The 21,816-nt window shown below is 71.0% G+C and carries 17 protein-coding genes and 2 tRNA genes; 12 read left to right on the forward strand and 7 right to left on the reverse strand.

Annotated features, from left to right (window positions below; genetic code table 11):
* Nucleotides 1-2,237, forward strand: a 2,237-nt coding sequence (locus tag ND747_RS08980; RefSeq protein WP_251733031.1) for an ATP-binding cassette domain-containing protein, incomplete at its 5' end; no start/stop codon positions are given.
* A gap of 279 nt (nt 2,238-2,516) precedes the next feature.
* On the opposite strand, the gene ND747_RS08985 is transcribed toward ND747_RS08980, so the two are convergent.
* Nucleotides 2,517-2,894 carry a DUF962 domain-containing protein gene (locus ND747_RS08985; RefSeq protein WP_251733032.1) on the reverse strand — a complete coding sequence of 126 codons (378 nt, stop codon included), beginning with the start codon at nt 2,892-2,894 and terminating at the stop codon, nt 2,517-2,519.
* Between the two features lie 129 nt (nt 2,895-3,023).
* Between ND747_RS08985 and ND747_RS08990 the strand changes: the two genes are divergently transcribed.
* Nucleotides 3,024-4,367 (forward strand): MFS transporter, encoded by a 1,344-nt coding sequence (locus ND747_RS08990; RefSeq protein ID WP_251733033.1) that lies wholly within the window; start codon nt 3,024-3,026, stop codon nt 4,365-4,367.
* Nucleotides 4,368-4,387: 20 nt separating this feature from the next.
* Here ND747_RS08990 and ND747_RS08995 read toward each other — a convergent pair whose 3' ends face one another.
* Nucleotides 4,388-5,800: a PLP-dependent aminotransferase family protein gene (locus ND747_RS08995; RefSeq protein WP_251733034.1), complete on the reverse strand. Its 1,413-nt coding sequence runs from the start codon at nt 5,798-5,800 to the stop codon at nt 4,388-4,390.
* Nucleotides 5,801-5,940: 140 nt separating this feature from the next.
* On the opposite strand from ND747_RS08995, the gene ND747_RS09000 reads away from it, so the two are divergent.
* The 3 genes from ND747_RS09000 to ND747_RS09010 all read left to right on the forward strand — a co-directional run bounded on the left by ND747_RS09000 (nt 5,941) and on the right by ND747_RS09010 (nt 8,701).
* Nucleotides 5,941-6,264, forward strand: a complete 324-nt coding sequence (locus ND747_RS09000; protein WP_251733035.1) for a hypothetical protein — start codon at nt 5,941-5,943, stop codon at nt 6,262-6,264.
* Between the two features lie 126 nt (nt 6,265-6,390).
* Complete coding sequence (locus tag ND747_RS09005) at nt 6,391-7,638, forward strand: glycosyltransferase family 4 protein (RefSeq protein ID WP_251733036.1); 1,248 nt, start codon at nt 6,391-6,393, stop codon at nt 7,636-7,638.
* A gap of 115 nt (nt 7,639-7,753) precedes the next feature.
* The gene (locus ND747_RS09010; protein ID WP_251733037.1) at nt 7,754-8,701 is read left to right on the forward strand and encodes a dihydroorotate dehydrogenase; all 948 of its coding nucleotides are present in this window, start codon (nt 7,754-7,756) and stop codon (nt 8,699-8,701) included.
* On the opposite strand, the gene ND747_RS09015 is transcribed toward ND747_RS09010, so the two are convergent.
* The 4 genes from ND747_RS09015 to ND747_RS09030 form a co-directional block, all read right to left on the reverse strand.
* Nucleotides 8,698-9,210: a DUF3291 domain-containing protein gene (locus tag ND747_RS09015; protein ID WP_251733038.1), complete on the reverse strand. Its 513-nt coding sequence runs from the start codon at nt 9,208-9,210 to the stop codon at nt 8,698-8,700. The two genes, ND747_RS09010 and ND747_RS09015, sit on opposite strands and share 4 nt — an antisense overlap.
* Before the next feature lie 68 nt (nt 9,211-9,278).
* On the reverse strand, nt 9,279-10,052 hold the full coding sequence (locus ND747_RS09020; protein WP_251733039.1) for a L,D-transpeptidase: 774 nt from the start codon (nt 10,050-10,052) through the stop codon (nt 9,279-9,281).
* A 92-nt stretch (nt 10,053-10,144) separates the two neighbouring features.
* The gene (locus tag ND747_RS09025; RefSeq protein WP_251733040.1) at nt 10,145-12,112 is read right to left on the reverse strand and encodes a class I SAM-dependent methyltransferase; all 1,968 of its coding nucleotides are present in this window, start codon (nt 12,110-12,112) and stop codon (nt 10,145-10,147) included.
* Nucleotides 12,113-12,715: 603 nt separating this feature from the next.
* Nucleotides 12,716-12,789 (reverse strand) — tRNA-Gly (locus ND747_RS09030).
* A 47-nt stretch (nt 12,790-12,836) separates the two neighbouring features.
* Between ND747_RS09030 and ND747_RS09035 the strand changes: the two genes are divergently transcribed.
* The 5 genes from ND747_RS09035 (at nt 12,837) to clpX (ending at nt 17,854) form a co-directional block, all read left to right on the forward strand.
* Nucleotides 12,837-12,909 (forward strand) — tRNA-Pro (locus tag ND747_RS09035).
* A 63-nt stretch (nt 12,910-12,972) separates the two neighbouring features.
* Nucleotides 12,973-14,460 (forward strand): trigger factor, encoded by a 1,488-nt coding sequence (gene tig / locus ND747_RS09040; protein ID WP_251733041.1) that lies wholly within the window; start codon nt 12,973-12,975, stop codon nt 14,458-14,460.
* Nucleotides 14,461-14,853: 393 nt separating this feature from the next.
* Nucleotides 14,854-15,495, forward strand: a complete 642-nt coding sequence (locus ND747_RS09045) for an ATP-dependent Clp protease proteolytic subunit (protein ID WP_251733042.1) — start codon at nt 14,854-14,856, stop codon at nt 15,493-15,495.
* Between the two features lie 109 nt (nt 15,496-15,604).
* Nucleotides 15,605-16,261, forward strand: coding sequence for an ATP-dependent Clp protease proteolytic subunit (locus tag ND747_RS09050; protein WP_251733057.1), 657 nt, complete (start codon nt 15,605-15,607; stop codon nt 16,259-16,261).
* 303 nt (nt 16,262-16,564) lie between these two features.
* Nucleotides 16,565-17,854 carry an ATP-dependent Clp protease ATP-binding subunit ClpX gene (clpX, locus tag ND747_RS09055; RefSeq protein WP_251733043.1) on the forward strand — a complete coding sequence of 430 codons (1,290 nt, stop codon included), beginning with the start codon at nt 16,565-16,567 and terminating at the stop codon, nt 17,852-17,854.
* Between the two features lie 70 nt (nt 17,855-17,924).
* On the opposite strand, the gene ND747_RS09060 is transcribed toward clpX, so the two are convergent.
* Nucleotides 17,925-19,238, reverse strand: a complete 1,314-nt coding sequence (locus ND747_RS09060; RefSeq protein WP_251733044.1) for a glutamate ligase domain-containing protein — start codon at nt 19,236-19,238, stop codon at nt 17,925-17,927.
* A gap of 165 nt (nt 19,239-19,403) precedes the next feature.
* Between ND747_RS09060 and ND747_RS09065 the strand changes: the two genes are divergently transcribed.
* Nucleotides 19,404-20,927 carry a glutamate ligase domain-containing protein gene (locus ND747_RS09065; protein ID WP_251733045.1) on the forward strand — a complete coding sequence of 508 codons (1,524 nt, stop codon included), beginning with the start codon at nt 19,404-19,406 and terminating at the stop codon, nt 20,925-20,927.
* A gap of 103 nt (nt 20,928-21,030) precedes the next feature.
* Nucleotides 21,031-21,444, forward strand: coding sequence for a nucleoside-diphosphate kinase (gene ndk, locus ND747_RS09070; RefSeq protein ID WP_251733046.1), 414 nt, complete (start codon nt 21,031-21,033; stop codon nt 21,442-21,444).
* The last annotated feature ends 372 nt before the right edge of the window (nt 21,445-21,816 follow it).

The raw sequence follows: 21,816 nt of genomic DNA on the forward strand, positions 1-21,816 counted from the left end.
CGGCCGGGGCGGCCTCGTCGACGGCTGCGGGTCCGCCCGCCCGCGCGGGCGCGCCGGCGGGCGCCGGTCCACCGTCCGGAGGCTGGTCGGTGGATCCGATGACCACGCAGAGTGAGGTCGTCCACGCCCGTCGACGTGTGCATCCCCTCAGGCCCGGTCGGATGCGGATGGGCCGCTCCCGCGACAACGAGATCATGGTCGGTGACCTGCTCTCGTCCCGCCATCACGCCGAGCTGCGGATCTCCCTCGGCGCGGTGGAGGTCGTCGACCTCGACTCGGCGAACGGCACCTTCGTCAACGGTCTGCGGGTCGGGCGCGCACCGGTGCTGCAACGCGACGTCCTTGCGATCGGCCACCACCTGTTCCAGCTCGAGGGCGACAGCCTCGTCGAGTACGTCGACTCCGGCGACGTCGCCTTCGAGGTGCAGGACCTGTCGGTGTTTGCCGGCAGCAAGCAGCTCATGCACGACCTGACCTTCCGGCTGCCCGGCCGTTCGCTGCTCGGTGTCGTCGGGCCCAGCGGCGCGGGCAAGTCGACCCTGCTCAACGCCCTCACCGGTTTCCGCCCGGCCGACCGCGGCGCGGTCCGCTACGCCGGACGTGACCTCTACGCCGAGTACGACGAACTGCGCCGCCGCATCGGCTACGTGCCGCAGGCCGACCCCCTGCACGACCAGCTCACCGTGCGCGAGGCGCTGCTGTACGGCTCGGAACTGCGCTTCCCCAAGGACACCACCGCGCAGGAACGACGTGACCGAGTCGAGGAAGTGATCGGCCAGCTCGGGCTCACCGCCCACGCCGACACCCGCGTCAACCGGCTCTCCGGCGGTCAGAAGAAGCGCACCAGCGTCGCGTTGGAGCTGCTCACCCGTCCGTCACTGCTGTTCCTGGACGAGCCGACCTCCGGGCTCGATCCGGCCAACGACCAGTCGGTCATGGAGACCCTGCGGGGGCTGGCCAAGGGCGGCGGCGAGGGATCGACCGACGAGACCGGGCGCACCGTCATCGTCGTCACGCACAGCGTGCTCTTCCTGGACCTGTGTGACTTCATCCTCGTGCTGGCGCCCGGCGGCCACGTCGCCTATTTCGGGCCGGCCGACGGTGCGCTGCGGTTCTTCGGCAAGAAGGACTTCCGCGAGTTCGCCGCGGTCTTCCGGGAGCTCGAGGCCACCCCCGGCGCCGAGATGGCCCGCCGTTTCCGCGACTCGGAGTTCTTCGTACCCTCGGCCGTGGTGGCGCCCGCGGTGCGCCGCGCCCCACCGGAGCTGCCGAGCATCCGCCAACAGCCGGTCTTCTCCCAGCTGTACACCCTGACCCGGCGGTACTGGCGGGTCGTGCTCGCCGACCGGTCCTACCTACGCCTGATCATCGCCTATCCCTTCATCCTCGGCATCGTCCCGCGGGTGCTCAAAGCACCGGACGGCCTGGGCCCTCTGCCCCAGGCCCCCAACACCGACGCGACGAAGGTGCTCGTCGTACTGGTGCTGTGCGCCTGCTTCATGGGAATGGCGAACGCCGTCCGGGAAATCGTCAAAGAACGGCCGATCTATCGACGAGAACGCACGATCGGCCTGTCCCGCACGGCCTATCTCGGTTCGAAAATCATCCTGTTGACGGCGATCACCACCGCGCAGTGTGTCGTGTTCACCCTCATCGCGGTGACCGGCCGCACGCCGCCGGAGGCCGTCGTGCTCGGCTCGCCCCTGGCGGAATGTCTGATCGCCGTCATCGTCGCGGCGCTCGCCTCGATGATGATCGGCCTGTTCGTGTCCAGCCTGATCGACAACGCTGACAAGGCGATGCCGATTTTGGTCCTGGTCACCATGGGCCAGCTGGTGTTCTCCGGCGGTCTGACCTCGATGAGCAACCGCCTCGTCTTCGAACAGCTCAGCTTCCTCGCCCCGGCCCGGTGGGGATTCGCGGCCCTGGCCAGCACCGACGACCTCAACGTCGTCGCCAAGCTCGGCAATCCCGCCCTGCGCAGCGACCCGCCCGACGAGCTCTGGAAGCACACCGCCGCGACCTGGACCGCCGACGTCGTCCTCGGCATCATGATCGGCGTGGTCGCCCTGGCCCTGACCGCCCTCATGCTGCGCCGCATCGAACCCAAGGTCACCCGTGTCGGCGCTGCCCCCGTACCCCCCGCCGCCACCGGTGGCGGCGCCGGTGGTCCGGATGCCTCCTCCCCGCACCGCAACCGTCCCCAGCCGCCCACCGGTCGCCTGGCCCGCCGCTGACGGCGGAGCTCCCGCTCCCTGCTCCCTGCGGCGCGCTCCACGGCGCGGCTGGCGCGAGGATGAGAGTCGCTACCAAGCACGCTTGGATTAATTCAGTCTGTTACTTTTTTATTGCATCTCTCCTTTTTTGGTCCGATTTTTTCGTGGCCCATAAAGGGAGTGAACCTCTCGGTCGCGCATACAGCCGACGAAAGTCGTAAATCGCCCGCGATCGGATCGGCGGGTTGTGGCGGTCGAGATCATGGCGGTGGAGATCGTGGCGGTGGAGATCGTGGCGGTCTAGGGGGTGGCGGCCGGAAGGCCGCGGCCGGCGAGCAGATCGGCGACCTCCTCGCACCAGAACGCCAGCCCGCACAGTTGGTAGATGATCGGCCCGCGGGTGAGCGCCGGACGGTTGTGCTCGAACAGCACATGCCCGAGGACCTGCAGGGCCCAGCTTGCCGTGAACAGCGGTACACCGACGCTCGGTCGGGCGACCAGGAGCGGCAGGGACAGGGCGGCCCCGGGGATTCCGATCAGATGGGTCAGGCGAATGCCCCGAGTGCGATGTTCGGACCGGTAGTAGGCCATTGTGGTTGCGAAGGACGCGTCTCGGGTCGGCGCCGCGTCCGGTCTGGCCGAGGTGAGGCTTCTGGACGGAACGTTCTCCATGGTCATCACATGTCCCTCCGCAGAGGCGCTGTCGCGGGTTCCAGGCCGCGATCCGCCTGGACGCACTGCCGGGTGCGGGCTCGCACCCGGAACACCCGGATTGCCTGGCCTTCCTGGGCAGGATAGGACCGATTCGTGGACGGTGTGGGCACCACGGCGTCGGGGGAGCCGGCCAGAGCGGGCGATGACGGTGCGTCGCGCCAGCTGCTGGGAGTGCTGGCCGGGTCGACGCTGTTGCAGTGGCTCGGTGGCTTTGCCATCGCACCGATTCTTCCGTTGTACCTGGCTGACAACGATGTCTCCGCGGCCGGCGTCGGGGTGGTGATGTCGGCGTTCTTTCTCGGCGCGCTGCTGTCCCAGTACGTGGCCGGGTGGATGGCCGGCCGGCATGGCCACCGGCTGGTGCTGCTCGTCGGCCTGGCCACCTACGCCGCGGGCTGCGGTGGATTGTTCGTCGCCGAGGGGGTCATCGCGTCGTCGGCGCTGCGGGTGCTGCAGGGGGCCGGGGCCGGAGCGTTCGAGGTCGCCACGTTGACCGCGGTCGCGGTGACGGTCGCTCCGTCCGCACGAGGTCGGGCGTTCAGCGCGGTCTACACCGGTCAGCTGCTGGGGGTGACGATCGGACCGCTGCTGGGTGGCTTCGCGGGCGCGGAACACATGCGGGAGCTGTTTCTCGGCGGCGGCGCGGCGGCGGTGCTGGCGTCACTGCCCGTTCTGTGGATGCTTCCTTCCGTCACCGGTGTGCAGGGCGTGGCGGGTGCTGGAGGGATGGCCGGCGCGACGGGTGACCGTACGGGTCCGGTGCGGGTGTCCGCGGCCCAGGGCGCGACGTCGACGGCCAGCCCGAGCCGACCGGCGGGACGAGGCGGCCGGCGGTCACGGGCCGCGGGGTTGCTGACGCCAGGGGTGGTCGGGCTGCTGCTGATCGGGGCGGCCGGCGGGTTCGCGGCGGGGGTCTATGAGACCTGCTGGAGCCTGCTGATGCGTCGCGAGGGTGTGTCGGTGGAGGTCACCGGGCTCACGTTCACCCTGTTCGGCCTGCCGTATCTGCTGTTCGCGTGGCCGGCCGGGCAGCTTGCGGACCGGCTGGACCGGCGGTCGCTGATCGCGGTGTCCCTGGTGCTGCGGGCTGGCGCAGTGGCGAGCTATCCGCTCCTGCACTCGCTGCCGATCATCATCGTCGTCGGCTGTCTGGAGGCCGTCGTGCTTGCTGTGATCAATCCGGCCGAGCAGTCACTGCTGGCCCAGGAGGGCGCGGCGAGCGGAGCCACCGGACGTGCCCAGGGCCTGTTCGCGACGGTTCGGACGGGGACCACCGTGCTGGCCGCTCTGGTCTCGGGTGCGATCTTCGCTGTCGATCACCGGCTGCCGTTCGTGCTGGCCGGGTTCCTGGTTGTCGCCGCGACGATGACGCTGCCGGTGCTGTGGCGCGACCTGGTCGGCGTGGCGCGGCCCACGAGCGCTGCCGACGTCGCCTGAACCAGGCGGTCAGGACGGGATCACCGGACGTCGACGGCGGGGTGGGTGGGGCCGTCGCGCAGGGCTCGGGCAAGCAGGGCGACGGCGGCCGGGACGTCCTCGGCGCGCAGGCCGGCGTAGGACAGTCGCAGGTGAGCGGCCTCCTGCTCGCCGATGGTGTAGTACCGACCGGGGCTGACCACGACGCCGAGGCGGGCCGCCGCGGCCACGGCCGTGCGCTCGTCCACGCCGGCGGGCAGTCGGACGAACATGCTGATACCGCCGAGCGGCGGGACGAAGACACAGTCGGGCAGCTCATGGCTGACCGCTGTGACCAGCGCCGTCGCCCGTTCGCGCAACGCGGCGCCCACGGCCCGCAGCTGGGCCGCCCACCCGGGACCACTGACAAGTTCGATCACGGTGTGCTGCAGGGGGCGGGAGACGAAGAAGTCGTCGACGATCCGCATGGCGGCGATCCGGCTCATCACCGGGCCGCGGGCGATCACGGCGCTGACCCGCAGGCTCGGCGCGAGGATCTTGGTCAGGGAGACGATCGTGATGACCTGGCCGCGCTCGTCGTCGACGAACAGAGGCGGCGGGGTCTGCTCGCCGGCGAAACCGAGCCAGCGGGCGTAGTCGTCCTCGATGACGAAGGCGCCGGCGACCCGGCAGATGTCGAGGACCTCACCGCGGCGGTCCGCGGCGAGCACCCGCCCGCCCGGGTTCGCGTAGGTGGGCTGGATGACCAGCAGCCGGGCGGACGTCCGGGTGAAGGCGTCGCGCAGCAGGTCCGGGCGGATGCCGCCCGCGTCGCAGGGAACGGAGATCGGGGTGAGCCCGGCGCTGCGGGCCACGGCGAGCGCTCCCGGATAGGTCGGCGTCGCGAACAGCACCGGATGGCCGGCCGGCAGAATCGCCCGCATCGTCGCCGACAGCGCGCTCTGGCTGCCCGAGGTGATCAGAACGTGGTCGGGGTCGGCGCCGAGCTGGCGGCCGAACCAGCTGCGCAGCTCCGGCAGGCCGGCCGCGGGCGGACTCGCCCAGGCATCCGGACGACGGGCGGCGCGGCTGATGGCGGCGGCCAGCCGGGTGTCGGCGCGCAGTCCGGCGTCGAGGTAACCGGCGCCGAGCTGAAACCCGGGCGCATCGGCGAGGTGCACCACCCGGTCGATTCCGGACGGGTGCACCGGGCTCGGCCCGAGCGCGACCTGCTGCCAGTCGGTGTCGCCGGGGTGGGTCGTGCGCCGGGACGCGATGAACGTGCCCGACCCGGGCCGGGTGACCAGCCGCCCCTCGGCGACCAGCCGGCCGAGGGCGCGTTGCACCGTCACCGGGCCGACGCCAAGGCGTGCCTGCAGCGCACGGGTGCTCGGCAGCCGCTGCCCGACGGTGCCGGCGTCGGCGAGCTGTTGAAGCTCATCCACCACCCGGTCGACACTGCTATCGTTGAGCATGAGACATTATGATAGCGCTATCGGGATGGCGGGTGTGCCGCTTCCCGGCCCCGCCAGGACCGTCCGGCCGGCCGGGGCCGCTGTTGCGCGGTCGGCTGTGACGGGTGTCGGCCGCGGGGTGGTGCGGGGTGGCTGAGTTCGTGCTGCTGGCCGCGTTCGTGGTGGTGGTCGGCCTCGCTGCCGTGTTCGGTCCGGATACCCGGGACACCGGTTACTCCCTGTTCGGGGGTAAAGAGTTCGGGGGCACAGTGTTCGGGGGTGCGGGATTCGGGAGTGCCGGGCGGATCCAGCGGCGGGCGGTGCAGGAAATGCCACAGGAAGGCAACGGTGTGTGGCGCCTGACCCGGAAGGTGTCGTCCGGGTGTGCGGAGGCGGAAGCAGTGCTCGACGCAGGGATGACAGGATCCGCCCGGATGGCGGTGGTACCCCTGATCCCACAGCAGATTCACAGTTCGGGGAACTAGCGTCCGGTTCCCAGCATCCGACGCAACCAGCCCCGGGCGGGGTGCTCGGGCACAAACCCGGTGACTACCGCCGATCGACTGGCGTTAGGGTGAGCCGACCGGAGTTCGCCGCCGTGGGGGATGGGTATGGAGATCGTCTTTTTGTGCGAGCAGTATCCCCCGATCATCTGGGACGGGGCGGGTGTCTACACCCACGACATCGCGCATGCACTGGTCGCGCTTGGCCATCGGGTGCACATCGTGTGCGCCCAGGGCCGTCGGCGCACGGACGAGGACCACGACGGAGTGCTCGTCCACCGACGACCGCTCCTGCGTCTGCCGGTCAGCCGCTATCTGGGCAAGGTCGGCCGCTCGGTGCAGGGTGTGGACCATCCGCGGGACTCGATCGCGCTGCGGATCTCCCTCGCCGTGTCCTACGCCTTCTGGTTGCGCCGGTTGAACCTGCATCCGGATGTCGTCGAGACCCAGGACGGTGAGACCCGGGGCCTGCGCACCGCGCTGCGCCGGGACGCCCCGCTGGTGATCCACCTGCACACCCCGACGATGATGGACGTCCGGCTGCGGCAGGGTAAGCTGCACGGCCGCGGTGCGCTGGCCGACCGGATCGACCGCTTCTCCGCGCTGCGCGCCGACGTGCGGACGGCGCCGTCCGAGCTGATCGTCACGACGCTGCGCGACTTCGGCTGGCTGAAGAAGAAGCACGACGCCGACGTCATTCCCTATCCGTTCGATCGCAGCCCGTACACCGGGGTGATCGGGCCGCAGCAGACCGACCCGGTGCTGTTCGTCGTCGGCCGCCTGGAGTGGCGCAAGGGCCTGGATGTGCTCCTGACGGCGGCCGAGTTGCTCAAGGAGCGGGGCATGGCGCCGATCGTGGTGCTCGCCGGGCAGTCCTCGGGCGTCATCGACGGCGTGCCGACGGGTGCCTGGCTGGAACGACGCGCGGCCGAGCTGGGCGTGACCTGCCGGTTCGCGGGGCATCTGAGCCGTCCCGAGCTCGTCAAGGCCTATGAGGAGGCGCGGGTGGTGGTCGTTCCGAGCCGGTTCGAGAGCTTCTCCATCGCCGGTCTGGAAGGCATGGCCTCGGGACGCCCGGTCGTCGCGACCGCCACGACCGGCGTCGCGACCTGGGTGGCGAAGTGGGAGGGCGGGACGGTCGTACCGCCGGAGGACCCCGCGGCACTCGCGGACGCGCTCGAACCGTTCCTGCGCGACCCGGAACTCGCCGCCGCCGTCGGCGCGCGGGGCCGGGCGGGAACCGCGGAGCTCGAACCGCGTCGTATCGCCGCGGTCCGGGTGCAGGCCTACCAGAAGGCGATCGATCGCCATGGCGCTCGGCGCCGGCTGCGTCGGCCCCGCCCCGCCCAGGCCTGAGCCGACATGCGTGCCCGCGGACGCGCCCGACGGACGAGGACAGCGCAACGACGCCGGTGCCACGGTGACGCCGGTGCCACGGTGACGGCGGTGCCACGGTGACGGCGGTGCCACGGTGACGGCGACGGCCGGCCTGGCCGGCGTCGAGCTGGAACATCCGGTGCTCAACGCCGCAGGGACCTGCAAGTCGCTGCGCGATGTCGAGGCGTTCGCCCGCAGCGCGGTGGCGGCCATCGTGGTCGGGTCGATCACGCTGGCCCCGCGGGCCGGTAACGCGGGCACCGTCTACTGGCCCGGCGCGGGCTTCGCCCTCAACGCCCTGGGCCTGCCCAACCGGGGGCTCGATGTCTACGCCGGGCAGTTGGGCCAGATGGTCGAGATCGCGCACGACGCCGGTAAGCCACTGATCGTCAGCATCGCCGGCTTCGACGTGGCCGAGTACCGGCGGCTGGCCGAGGTGGTCGCCACGACCGGGGTCGACCTGATCGAGGTGAACCTGGCCTGCCCCAACGTCTGGGACGGCGGATCGCAAAAGCGCATCGCCTGCTTCGACCCCGGGCAGACGGCGGCGGTGTGCGCGCAGGTCGGGGCGGCGCTGGACGCACTGGCCGCCGACACGGGCCGCGGTGTGCCGTACGGGGTGAAGATCTCGCCGTTTTCCGACCCGGTCGCGCTCGCCGCGCTCGCCCGCGTACTCGGCGAGGCCGCGGTGGGGCCCGGTCCGAGTGGCCCGTCGTTCGTGACGGCGGTGAACACGTTCCCGAACGCGCTGGCCGTCGATGCGGCGCACCGTCCCGTCCTGACCGTCGAACTGGCCGGGCTCAGCGGCCCGGCGCTCAAACCCATCGGCCTCGGTCAGGTCCGTCAGCTGCGCCGACTGCTGCCCGATCCGGTCGCGATCGTGGGTGCCGGCGGGGTCGTCACCGGACGGGACGTCGCCGAGTACCTCCAGGCCGGCGCCGTCGCGGTGCAGGCGGCGACGGCGTTCTGGAACCGGGGTGAGGACCCGTCGGTGTTCGGCGAGATCCTGTCCGGTTGGATCGACGAGGCGGACCCCGCCTAGCCCACGGCGCTGGCCGGCGGTGGTGACGGTGGTGACGATGGCTGTGGTGACGACGGTGGCGGGAAGGCCAGCCGCAGGGTGAAGGCGGTCGCGGTGGCGCCGTGCGCGCGCAGGTGACGCACCCGGTCCTCGGCCTCCGCCGGATCCGGTCGGTGCCCGGCGAGCACCCACCACAGGGCGTTGGTCGACCGGTCGGTGGGACGGAACCAGTCCCGGCGCCGGCGTAGAAAGGCACTCCCGTCACTGCGCAGCACGGCGGAGCACAGCGCCTCCACCGACTCCCACACGGTCAGGTTCACCACGGCGGCAAGCTGCTCGGCGCAACCCAGCCGAAAGGTGTGCAGGGCGCTGGCCGGCTGCGCCGCGGCCAGGGACCAGACGAACCCGGGCTGCTCGGTGACGGCCTCGGCCGGTATCGCCAGATCGGCGGCCAGCTCGCTCGGAGACAGGGGTGCAGGGGGCTCGCGGACGCGGGCGATGTTCACCTGAGCCAGGTGATATCCCGTCATGGGGGCAGCCTAAAGATGTTGCCCCGGGTGCGCCAGCGACGCCGCCCGGTCCTCCACCGCTCGTGGGGTCAACCGCGGATGGAGATCGGCGTGCCGACCGGGATCAGGCTCGCCAGCCTCTCGATGTCGGTGTTGCGCAGGCGGATGCAGCCCATGCTGGCATCGGTGCCGACCAGGTCGGGACGGTTCGTGCCGTGCAGGCCGATGATGCCGTCGGCACCGTTGAAGTTGGTGATCACGTCGGAGAAACCGGACAGCCCGAAGGCGTACGGTCCCCATGGCCCGTTCGGGTCACCCGGCTGCAGCAGTTCGGTCAGGTAGAACGTGCCGGATGGCGTCGGGGTGTTTCCGGTGCCGATGCCCACCGGCAGCCGGGCGATCTGCCGGCCGTCGCGGATGATCGTCAGACTGTGCGCCGTGCGGTCGACCGCCAGCGCGTACGGTGTCGTGCTCAGCCGGACATCGGCGGCCCGCACCCAGCCCTGCGTCCCGTTGGGCCGCACCGGCAGCATGACCCGCAGCCAGCCGTCGGCGCGCCGTTGCCGGACCGCGAACACCAGCGGAGCGCCCTGCGGGTTCGGGTTCGTGAGCTGTCCGCCGACGCCCTCCTGGTCCGGCGCCGGATACCAGGTGATCACCGGACCGGTGGCATGGGCGACGAACCGCCGGTCCGCCTCGGCCGTCGCCGTCCCGCCCGTCGATCCAGGTCGGGCTGGCGGGCGGGACGTCACCGCGGGTGACGGGTGTGCCGGCGCCGAACGGTCGTCGACCGTGGAACCCCCACATCCCGCCAGAACGCCCAGCAACCCGAGCACCGCCAGTCTTCGAGCAGACCTCGCCACGAGTCCCTCCCTCACCCGGAGATTACTCTGAGTAATCGTCTGGTCGAGGGTGTGCGTGCCGCGCCGACGGACCCTGTCGCTCGGGAGTCCGGCTAGCGGCGACGAGCCAGGATGCGGTAGGCGTTCGCTCTGGTCCCGCGGGTCAGGTAGGGACGGGTGAGGCCGTCGAGCACCAGGCCCGCGGCGAAGGCGGGGGCGAGCGCCGCGGCGAACGCCTGCCGGCGCAGCCGCAGCCTCCTGGACCCCTCGTCGGCGGTCCCCCACGGGTTCGAGGGCGCGGGGGTACATGTCTGCAGCAGCCCGAACGGCACGGACAGTGGGTCGCCTGGCTGGTGCACCTCGCCGAAGATCGGCTCGGAGGCCTCGAACCCACGTTCGTCCAGGGCCTGGACGACGTTCGCCGCCGGCATCAGATGCTGGTGCTGGGGGATCAGCCAGCCGGGCCACGTCCGCCCGTACCAGCGGGCCGCGGGGCTCTCCGGGTTGGGCAGCTCGATGAGCAGATGGGCCCCGGGCGTAAGCACGTCGGCGGCCGCGTCCAGCTCGGCCAGTGGATCACGGGTGTGTTCCAGGTAGTGGAACATGCTCAGGACGTCGTACCGCCCCTTGAGCGTGCCGACCAGCTCGGGGAACTGGCCCCGGTAGACCTCGTCCGCCCAGCCCCGTCGGGCCGCCGCCTCGACGCCGGCGCCCATGTCCAGAAGGTCGAACGCGGTGGACGGCCACACGGTGCGGGCCGAGTTGCAGAAGTGCCCGTGGCCGCCACCGACGTCCAGCCAGCGTCGCGGAGTCGGGATGGGCTGGCGGGCCCGCTCCAGGTACACCCGGTCGTCGAACCCGAACAGCTCCTCCATGACCGACGCCCCGAGGCCGTCGTAGTAGTCGCGGTAGTAGAAGTCCAGGCCGTCGAGGGACAGTCGCGGATTCTGGAAGATGTGGCCGCAGGCGGTGCAGCGGTCCAGGCGGAACGTCCCGGGTTTGCCCTGGGTGACGTCCCGGCCCTGCCGGTGACTGACGAGATCGCCGGCGCCGCACCAGGGACACCGCGCCTGCGCGGGTTCGCGGAACCGGTCGAGGCCGCCGGCGAGATCGGCCTGGTAGGCGCGCCGGCTGCGGGCGAGCAGCGCCGGATCCGGCCGTACCGACGCGGTGAGCAGCTCCCGGCGCAGCCCGCCGAGAGATCCCGGCGCGGTCCGGGGAGGCGCTGCCGCTGCCGGTCGGTCGCTGACCGTCCGTTCCCGCAGCTGCCGCGCGCCGTCCCGGCGCCGGCGCCGGGGACTACCCGCAAGATCGGCCATCGGCACCCGGATCCGCTGACCGCCGACCAGGACGGGCTGCAGCCACGACAGGGCGAGCGCGGCGAGCGCGGCCGGGGGACAACCGCCCGCCGCCAGCAGGATCGCCCCGTCGCGCAGCACCGGAAACGCCAGCTTCGCGGGTTCCCAGACATAGGCGGCCCGCTGGGTCGCGAAGCGGTCGGTCCCGCCCTCGTCCACGACGGCCAGTCCGGGCAGGACGGCGAGGTCGGTGGTGACCGGCGCGTGCCGCTTGCCGATCCGCATCAACGTCACCAGCTCCGCCGCCGTCAGCCCGCTGACATCGGCCGTCCCGGCGTCACCGGCCGGGCCGGGGATGTCGGCCGGGCCGCGCACCGACTCCGTGGCGGCCAGGAGGCCGGCCCGGACCAGCACCTCCCGCCGGGCCAGTACGGCCACCCCGGCGCCTCGTCCGCGGGCGAGGCGCCGGGACGGAAAGGTCGCCGGATCCACCGCGCGCGCGAGATCCAGCAGCCGGTGGGCGGCAAACGTGGACGGGACGAGGTCGAGCACGTCCAGCCCGCGCCGGGCGGCGTAGGCCTGCGCGGCCTGCCGCTGCGCACCGGTGAGCCGCACGCCGGAGCACGTCAGCAGCAGGTAGGGCGATCCGTCCGGCTGTGCCGACGGGTCCACCCCGAGGTCGGCCGGATCGGTGTCGCCGGTGGTGGTCTCGATGGTCTCGAGGGTGCGCACCCGGGAATGCAGCCGGGCGGTGTTCACCCCGATCCCGATCCCGACGGCCACCGGAAGCCAGCCCCGACGTTGTGATGACACTTGGACCCTTTCCTGGCGATAGTGATAGATATGTCCGTCTATGGCGCTGGAGCTATCGCCCCGATGTGAGACAAGGCACGTGCACCGCGGGTGCGGCATCGTCGGATGTCGATGTCGATGTCGCCGCGCGCCGCGACACGCGCGAGTGCCGGACATGCCGAACTGTCATGCCGACCGTCGGGCCGGGCCGGGCCATGCTGCCCGCGCGGTCCGTGCTGCCAGCGCGGTCCATGCCGCCCGGGGGGTCGCCGTCGCTGTCGCCATCGTCGCCTCCGTCGGGGTAGCCGTCTTCACCCGGATGGACGTGGATGCGGCCCGACGGGAACTCTAAGTCAGGAAGAGCTCTCTCTCTGTAGAGAGATGGGTGGATGGGTGCCCCAGGAAGCCGGATAGCCCAGTGGCCCCAATGTGGTCTGTCGATGATCGGACCCTGTGCGGGCCGGCGTCACGGGCGGGACGACGTTGCCGGAGCCACCACAAGCCGGTTGGTCTGCGACGAGACCGTGCTCCTCGGAGGGCTGTGGGGAGGTCCGGCCGCCGGCGCTGAAACGCCGACGGTTGGGACATCGGTACTGGAGCGGGTGACCGGGATCGAACCGGCATGGCCAGCTTGGAAGGCTGGGGCTCTGCCATTGAGCTACACCCGCGAGGTGATCGATGCGAGCTTACCCCGTACTATGAGGATGCGACGCCTCGGGGCGTAGCGTAGTGGCTAGCGCGCCTGCTTTGGGTGCAGGAGATCGGGAGTTCGAGTCTCCCCGCCCCGACCGATAGCCCGATAGCCTCGGCGTGTCATCCCGTCCGACGTCGTACCAGGAGACAGCCGCGCCGTGAAGGCCACCAAGGAGACCCTCAGCCCGACCCGGGTCAAGCTCACCGTCGAGGTGCCCTTCGACGAGCTCAAGCCCTCGCTCGATGCCACCTACCGCAAGCTCGCCCGCCAGGTGCGGGTCTCGGGCTTCCGGCCGGGCAAGGTTCCGCCGCGCATCCTCGACCAGCGGCTCGGTCGCGGCGTCATTCTCGACGAGGCCGTCCAGGAGGCGCTGCCGCAGCTGTACTCCGAGGCCGTGCAGGCCGAAGAGGTCGACGTGCTGTCCCGGCCCGAGGTCGACATCACCGAGTTCGCCGATGGCGGCCAGCTGGTGTTCACCGCCGAGGTGGACGTGCGACCCGAGCTGACGTTGCCCGAGTTTTCCGACCTGTCCATCACGGTGGATGCGGCCGAGGTGACCGACGAGCAGGTCGAGGAGCAGCTCTCCGGGCTGCGTGACCGGTTCGCCCAGCTCACCCCGGTGGAGCGCCCGGTGCAGGACGGCGACTTCGTCTCGCTGGACCTGTCCGCCGAGGTGGACGGCAAGCCCGTCGAGGGCGCCGAGGCGACCGGGCTGTCCTATGAGGTCGGCAGCGGGAACCTGGTTGCCGGCATCGACGAGGCGATCATCGGTGCCGCCGACGGCGAGGCCCGCACCTTCACCACCGAGCTGCTCGGTGGTGACCAGGTCGGTCAGTCGGCGCAGGTCACCGCGACCGTCCGCGGGGTCAAGGAGAAGGAACTCCCGGCCCTCGACGACGAGTTCGCCACCATCGCCAGCGAGTTCGACACGCTCGACGAGCTGCGCGCGGACGTGGCCCGTCGGCTCGAGCAGACCCGTCGGGCCGAGCAGGTCGGGCAGGCCCGGGAGAAGCTCCTGGAGGCGCTGTTGGAGCGGGTCGAGGTGCCTGTGCCCGACTCGCTGCTGACCAGCGAGCTCGAGGCGCGCGAGCACCGGTTGACCCACGAGCTGGAGCACCTGGGCACCGATCGGGCCGGTTACCTGGCCACGCTGGAGAAGTCGGCCGAGGAGTTCGACGCCGAGGTGCGGGAGAACGCCGGCAAGGCGATCCGCTCACAGTTCATCCTCGACGCGGTCATCGACGCCGAGTCGATCGGGATCGATCAGAGCGAACTGATGGAGCAGGTCATCCTGCGTGCCCAGCGTTCCGGGGTGCAGCCGGACGTGTTCGCCCAGCAGCTCGCCCAGGGCGAGGGCCTGCAGGCCCTGATGGCCGACGTGCTGCGGACCAAGGCACTGTTCCTGCTGCTGGAGAACGTCACGGTCGTGGACGGCGAGGGCGGCCCGGTGGAGCTCGCGCTGCCGAGCCGGGCGGCCGTCGAGGGTGACGAGCCGGACGACGACGCCGCCGAGGGCAACCAGCCCGCGGACGACCCGGCCCAGGCCGCCGAGGGCGACGAGACCGCCACCGCGGCGGCGGAGGCCGACAGCGGCGCACCGGCCGGCGCCACGGCCACCGCAGAGGCCCGCGACCGCGACGTCTGACCCCTTCGCGCCGGGCACCCGCCGGGCGCCGAACGGACCCCGATCACCTCGATGGCCCCTGGACGTGTTCCAGGGGCCATCGTCGTTGTATCCCTCGACATCGTCGTTGTGCCGCTGGGCATCGTCGGTGCGTCTGGCGAGCATCGCGGTGGCGGTGTTCGCGGAGGTCGACGGGCTGCGCGCCCGGTCGGCCGACCGGTGCAGGACAGGGCAGGGCCGAACGTCGCCGAACGTCGCCAGGCGTCGCGGGGTGTTGCCGGCCGGGCGGCTGGACTGGCCGGTCCTCACGCCCAGCGCGAACATCGAGCCGGAAGAGCCGGAACTCGCGCGTGTCACAGATAGTGTCGAGCCGGTCAATCAGCCGCCCCATGTGAGGAAGCCGAGGAGCTGACCGTGAGTAACCTCGCAGTTCCGCGCCTGCCCGTCCCGGGTTCGGAGCTCCGTTCACCCGGCCAGGGTGGACCCGCCTTCGATGACCAGGTCTTCAACCGACTGCTGGCCAACCGGATCGTCTTCCTCGGCTCGGTTGTCGAGGACTCGATCGCGAACACGATCTGCGCGCAGCTGTTGCTGCTCAACGCGGAGGACCCGACCCGCGACATCTTCCTCTACATCAACTCGCCGGGCGGCTCGGTGAGCGCCGGGATGGCGATCTACGACACGATGCAGTTCGTCGAGAACGACGTCGCCACCGTGTCGCTGGGTCTTGCGGCGTCGATGGGCCAGTTCCTGCTGTGTGCCGGAGCCGCGGGCAAGCGTTACTCCCTGCCGCACGCGCGGATCATGATGCACCAGCCGTCCGGTGGGATCGGTGGCACCGCCTCTGACATCGCCATTCAGGCGGAGCAGATGCTCTACACGAAGCGGATGATGCAGGAGCGCATCGCGTTCCACACCGGCCAGCCGATCGAGCAGATCGAGCGCGACTCCGACCGCGACCGCTGGTTCACCGCCGATGAGGCCAAGGACTACGGCTTCGTCGATCACGTCGTCCAGCAGGCCCGTCAGGTCCCCAGCGAAGGCCCGGTGAGCTGAGCGGGCCCCACCGCCGCTCGAGGCCGTCGTACGCCACTCACCCGGACCGCATGTCGTCATCCGTTTCCCGGAGGCATCCACCATGTTCCACGAGACGCTCTACCAGCAGATGCGGTCCGAACAGGTCCGCCAGGGCGCCGTGGCGGCCCCGCAGGGCCGCTACGTCCTGCCGAACATCATCGAGAAGACGTCGCGCGGCGAGTACGGTATGGACCCGTACTCGAAGCTGCTCAAGGAGCGGATCGTCTTCCTCGGCGTGCAGATCGACGACGTCTCGGCGAACGACGTGATGGCGCAGCTGCTGTTCCTCGAGTCCGAGGACCCGGACCGCGACATCTCGATCTACATCAACTCGCCCGGTGGCTCGTTCACGTCGCTGACCGCGATCTACGACACGATGCAGTTCGTGCGGCCCGACATCTCGACGATCTGCATGGGCCAGGCCGCGTCGGCCGCCGCGGTGCTGCTCGCCGCCGGTACCCCCGGCAAGCGGTTCGCTCTGGAGAACAGCCGGATCCTGATCCACCAGCCGTCCGCACAGGGCGAGGGTCAGTCCAGCGACATCGAGATCCAGGCGCGCGAGATCCTGCGGATGCGGTCGCTGCTCGAGCGGATGCTCGCCGTGCACACGGGCCGCAAGGAAGAGGCCATCCGCAAGGACATCGAGCGGGACAAGATCTTCAGTGCCACCGAGGCCAAGGAGTACGGCCTCATCGACGAGGTCATCAAGACCCGTAAGTCCTCCCGGCTCGCCACGACGAGCTGAACGGAGCACCAGGAGTGTCCCGGCGTGGGGGTCCACCACGCCGGGACACGGGTGAGCGCACATGTGGTCAGCGGGTCCAGTCCGTGACGCCTTGGCCTAACCGGACGGTGTGGACGCGCGAGGTCGGCCCAGATGACCGTAGGCTGACCGGTACGAGCCGAGCGATAGGGCACTCACCGGGTCGCTCGGCGGGGTACCGTCCCCACGGGGATGGTTGCAGGCAGACACGCGACGACCGGGCGGTGTCAACCGCCCCTGACACGCAGGCGACACCATCGTCTGGACGAAGGGACTGAGTCCTCGGTGGCACGCATCGGTGATGGCGGTGACCTGCTCAAGTGCTCCTTCTGTGGCAAATCGCAGAAGCAGGTGAAAAAGCTCATCGCCGGCCCTGGCGTCTATATCTGCGACGAGTGCATCGATCTGTGCAACGAGATCATCGAAGAGGAACTGTCGGAGTCCTCCGAGCTCAAGTGGGACGAGCTTCCCAAGCCGCGTGAGATCTACGAGTTCCTCGACGGCTACGTCGTGGGCCAGGAGACGGCGAAGAAGACCCTGTCGGTCGCGGTCTACAACCACTACAAGCGGGTGCAGGCCAGTGGATCCGCGGCCGGTGACGGGACCAAGGGCGAGGTCGAGCTCGCCAAGAGCAACATCCTGCTGCTCGGCCCGACCGGCTGCGGCAAGACGCTGCTCGCGCAGACCCTTGCCCGGATGCTCAACGTCCCGTTCGCCATTGCCGACGCGACCGCGCTGACCGAGGCCGGCTATGTCGGCGAGGATGTCGAGAACATCCTGCTCAAGCTCATCCAGGCGGCCGATTATGACGTCAAGAAGGCCGAGACCGGCATCATCTATATCGATGAGGTCGACAAGATTGCGCGCAAGTCCGAAAACCCCAGTATCACCCGGGACGTATCGGGCGAAGGCGTGCAGCAGGCGCTGCTGAAGATTCTCGAGGGCACCACCGCGAGCGTGCCGCCCCAGGGGGGGCGTAAGCACCCGCACCAGGAGTTCATCCAGATCGACACCACAAACGTCCTGTTCATCGTGGGTGGCGCGTTCGCCGGGCTGGACCGGATCATCGAATCCCGGATCGGCAAGAAGTCCCTCGGCTTCCGCGCGGTGCTGCACGGCAAGGACGACCCGGACGCCGCCGACGTCTTCGGCGACATCATGCCCGAGGACCTGCTCAAGTACGGCATGATCCCGGAGTTCATCGGCCGCCTTCCGGTGCTCACCAGCGTGTCGAACCTTGATCGCGAGGCGCTGATCTGCATCCTCACCGAGCCGAAGAACGCGTTGGTCCGCCAGTACAAGCGGCTGTTCGAGCTGGACAACGTCGATCTCGACTTCACCTCCGACGCCCTGGAGGCCATCGCCGACCAGGCGATCCTGCGTGGCACCGGTGCCCGTGGCCTGCGGGCGATCCTGGAGGAGGTGCTGCTGTCGGTCATGTACGACATCCCCAGCCGCAAGGACGTGGCCCGGGTGGTCGTCACCCGCGAGGTCGTCCTCGAGCACGTCAACCCGACGCTGGTGCCCCGCGACGTCGCCTCCAAGCGCGCCCCGCGGCAGGAGAAGTCCGCCTGACTGGGGGATGGACTCGGCGAGGTGCGTCGCGTCGCGTTGCACTAGGCCGAGCCGGGCCGGTCTCGTCAGGTCAGGTCGGGTCACGTCGGGGCACGACGCTCAGGATCCGACGAGCCTCGGTGAGGTGGTAGAAGGAGCCGGTCACCAGGATCGCCCCGGTTGGTCCGGCGTGGTGCAGGGCCTGCCGTACGGCGGTGGTGACCTTCGGCTGGGCTCGCGCGGGCAGACCGAGGCGTTGTGCCGCGGCGGCCAGCTGCTCGGCCGGGATCGCCCGTGGAGACGCGGGTTCACAGCACAGCACCATGTCGACCAGCGTGCCGTCCAGCTCCGCGAGCGTGGCCTCGAAGTCGTGGCCGCGCAGCGCTCCGTAGACGACGGTCCACCGCCGTGCCGGGAACTCCTCGGTCAGCGATCGGACGAGCGCCGCGGTCGCCGCCGGATTGTGCGCGCCGTCGAGGACCCGTAGCGGGGCCGCGCCGACGATCTCCAGCCGGCCCGGCGCCCGGACCGCGGCCAGACCCGCCTCGACCACCTCGGCGGGCAGGGCCGCACCGACGAACGCCTCCACCGCCGCGAGCGCACAGGCCGCGTTGGCCTCCTGGTAGGTACCGTGCAGCGCAAGCAGCACATCGTCGTATCGGGCGAGCGCCGTGCGCAGGCTCCCGCGGCGTCCGGTGGGGTCCGGGCGGCCGTCAAGGAAGGCGAACTCCGTGCCGAGCCGCTGGATGCCGGCAGCCGGCGTGCGGGTGAACACCGGGTCGAAGCGGGCCTCGACCTCCCCGAGGACGAGCTGGGCACCGGGCTTGACGATGCCGGCCTTCTCCTGGGCCACGCCGTCGAGGCTGCCGGCATAGTCCAGATGGTCCGCCCCCACGCTGGTGACCACCGCAACCCGTCCATCGGCGATGTTGGTGGCGTCCCACCGACCGAGCAGCCCGACCTCGATCACCGCCACGTCCGCGGCGGACTCGGCGAACCAACCGAAGGCGGCGGCGGTGAGCAGCTCGAAGAACGTCGGACGCTCGGCCATCGGCGCGGCCGCGTCCACCGCGGCGCCGACGCAGCGGGCGAACACGTCGTCGTCCACGGGACGCCCGGACAGCACGAGCCGCTCGTTGACCCGTTCCAGGTGTGGGCTGGTGTAAAGGCCGACGCGCCGGCCGGCCGCGCCGAGCAGCGCCGCGGTGATCCGGGCCGTGGACGTCTTGCCGTTCGTGCCGGTCAGGTGGATCACCGGGAAACGGCGCTGCGGGTCGCCGAGGCGCCGGGCCAGCTCCCGCATCCGGTCCAGGCTCGGCACCGGTGACTGCGCGGTGATCGCCTGCTTTTCCAGGTCGACCGATCTGTCCAGCGCCGCACGCGCCGCCTCGTAAGTCCACGTCACCGGCTGACTCCGCCTCCCTGACCAGGTCGGCTCCCGCCGCCCGGACTCCGCAGACCGGCCTCGACAGTAGCGACTCGCGCAACACGGATGAACCCGTTCACACCGCCACCGGGGCGAACGTGCCGCAGCACACCCGCCCGGACCGGTCCCCGTAGGATCGGCGGTGTGACAGGCGCCGCTGCGAACGCCGGCACCACGGCCGGCTCAGGTTCCACCGCATCCTCGGAGGATCAGGACTGGTCGGGTCCGGCCCGCTTCGCTGCCGCCCACGCCCGGCGGGCCACCGTCGTGGCGCAGCCCGGGCTGGACCGGCTGCGTCGCCTGCTCGACCTGCTCGGCCAGCCCCAGCGGGCGTTTCCGAGCATCGTCGTCGCGGGTTCGGTGGGCAAGAGTTCGACCCTCGCGGTGATCACCGCGCTGCTCGAGGGGTTCGGCGTCCGTGCCGGCAGCCTGCGCGCTCCCGAGTGGATGGGGCCCGCTGAGCAGGTGGGGCTCGTGGGTGCCGCGATCCCGGCCGAGGTGCTCGAGCGGGCCTATGCCGACATCGCGCCCTACCTGCCCCTGGTGGAGGACGACGGTTGGCTGAGCGCGGGTGAACTGCTGGTGGCGGTCGCCGTCGCGGCTTTCGCCGACTCCCCGGTTGACCTCGCCGTGGTCGAGTCCGGCGGCCCGGGTTCCGAACGGCCCGGTGCGGGCGGATTCGGTGATCTGGCCGATCTGCTGGACGTGCCGGTCGCCGCGGTGACTCCGGTGGCCACAGCCTGGTCCGAGGACGGCTGGTCCGAGGACGGCTGGTCGCCGGACGGGGACCCGGGGGATGGCTGGTCCGAACAGGGGCGGTTCGCGGCCGGCCGGCCCGCGGAGCTCGACGTCGAGTCCACCGGGGGCGATGACCCGGAGCTGGACCGGATCGCCGCGCCGGTGGGCGCCGTGATCCGGTCCGGCACGCTGGTCGTGCTGGCCCAGCAGGCGTTGCCGGCGGCCCGGGCGCTGCTGCGGCGGGCGGCGCTGGCCGGGAGCACGGTGGCGCGGGAGGGCATGGAGTTCGGGGTGCTGGGCCGCCGGGTCGCCGTCGGCGGCCAGATGATCACGTTGAAGGGTCTCGGCGGAACCTACGAGGAGCTGTTCCTGCCGCTGCACGGCGCGCACCAGGCGCACGACGCCGCTGTCGCCCTGGCCACGGTCGAGGCGTTCCTCGGTGGCGGGCAGAACCAGCTTGACCTCGATGTCGTGCGGGCCGCGCTCGCCCAGGTCGACGGCCGCGGCCGGCTCGAGGTGGTGCGGCGCAGCCCGACCATCGTGCTCGACGTCGCCGACAGCCCGCTCGCGACCGCCGCCGTCGTGGACGCCCTGCAGGAGGCCTTCAGCTTCGAGTCCCTGGTCGGCGTCGTCGCCGTGGAGGGCGACGAGTCGCAGGCGGCCCGGATTCTTGCCGCGCTCGAGCCGGCGCTTGCCGCGGTGGTGCTCACCAGCGGGGCGACGGCGGGTGCCCTGCCCGTGGACGATCTTGCCGCGGTCGCCGCCGGCGTGTTCGGGGCGGACCGCATCGAGGTCACCCCCCACCTCGACGACGCCCTGGATGACGCCGTCCGCCTTGCCGAGGCCGAATCCGACCTCGGGGGAGCGGGCGTGCTGGTGACGGGTTCGGCACCTGTTGTGGGTCGGGCGAGGGTGTTGCTGCGGTCCTGAGTCGGCCCGGTTCGGCCATGGTGATGGGTCAGGCACCCTGTAAGTTGACGTGGGGCCCACGGGTTCCCGCTGACGACGACGTCGATGATCGAGAAGGAGAACCGTGTCCGCCGAGCGCACCCTCATCCTGGTCAAGCCGGACGGCGTCAGCCGTGGTCTCGTCGGTGAGGTGGTCGGCCGGCTCGAACGCAAGGGGCTCACCCTGGTGGCCCTCGAGCTGCGCACGCTTGCCCGCTCGGTCGCCGAGACGCACTATGGCGAGCACTCGAGCAAGCCTTTCTTCGGCGAGCTCGTCGACTTCATCACCTCCGGTCCGCTGGTGGCGCTCGTCGCCGAGGGTCCCCGGGCCGTTGAGGCCTCCCGTGGCCTGATCGGCGCGACCGACCCGGTCAAGGCCGCCCCCGGTTCGCTGCGTGGCGACTACGCGCTGGAGATCGGCCAGAACCTCGTGCACGGGTCCGACTCGCCGGAGTCGGCCAAGCGGGAGATCGACCTGTTCTTCCCCGGCCTGAGCTGACGTCGGCGCCCGGTCGGGCCGGCTCGGTCGGCCTCGACCGGCAGGCCTGGCCGGCTGGCCGCCGGGCGCGACCTGCCTGTTCGGACAACTGCGCTGTGTAGCTCCTATGTGACGCCTCTGGGTATCCAGCGGGTCGATCCGGCGTAACCATGACACGAGTGGCTCCACCGCCGTCCAAGGCAGCGGTGGACTGCGTGGCGGTCTACCCTTCTGGTACTCGCCCGGAGCGTGTCCGGTGGGTGGCACGGGCCGGCGGTGCCGGTCGGTCGCACGCATCGTCCAGGCGCTTCGGCCAGCCCTGCCCGAGCAACGAACCCTGTACGTGTTCCACGCGGTGTCCGGTTCCGGTGGCCACCGGCGTCGCCGCGCCGG

This window comes from Frankia sp. R82, from assembly GCF_023716925.1.
GTDB lineage: Bacteria > Actinomycetota > Actinomycetes > Frankiales > Frankiaceae > Frankia.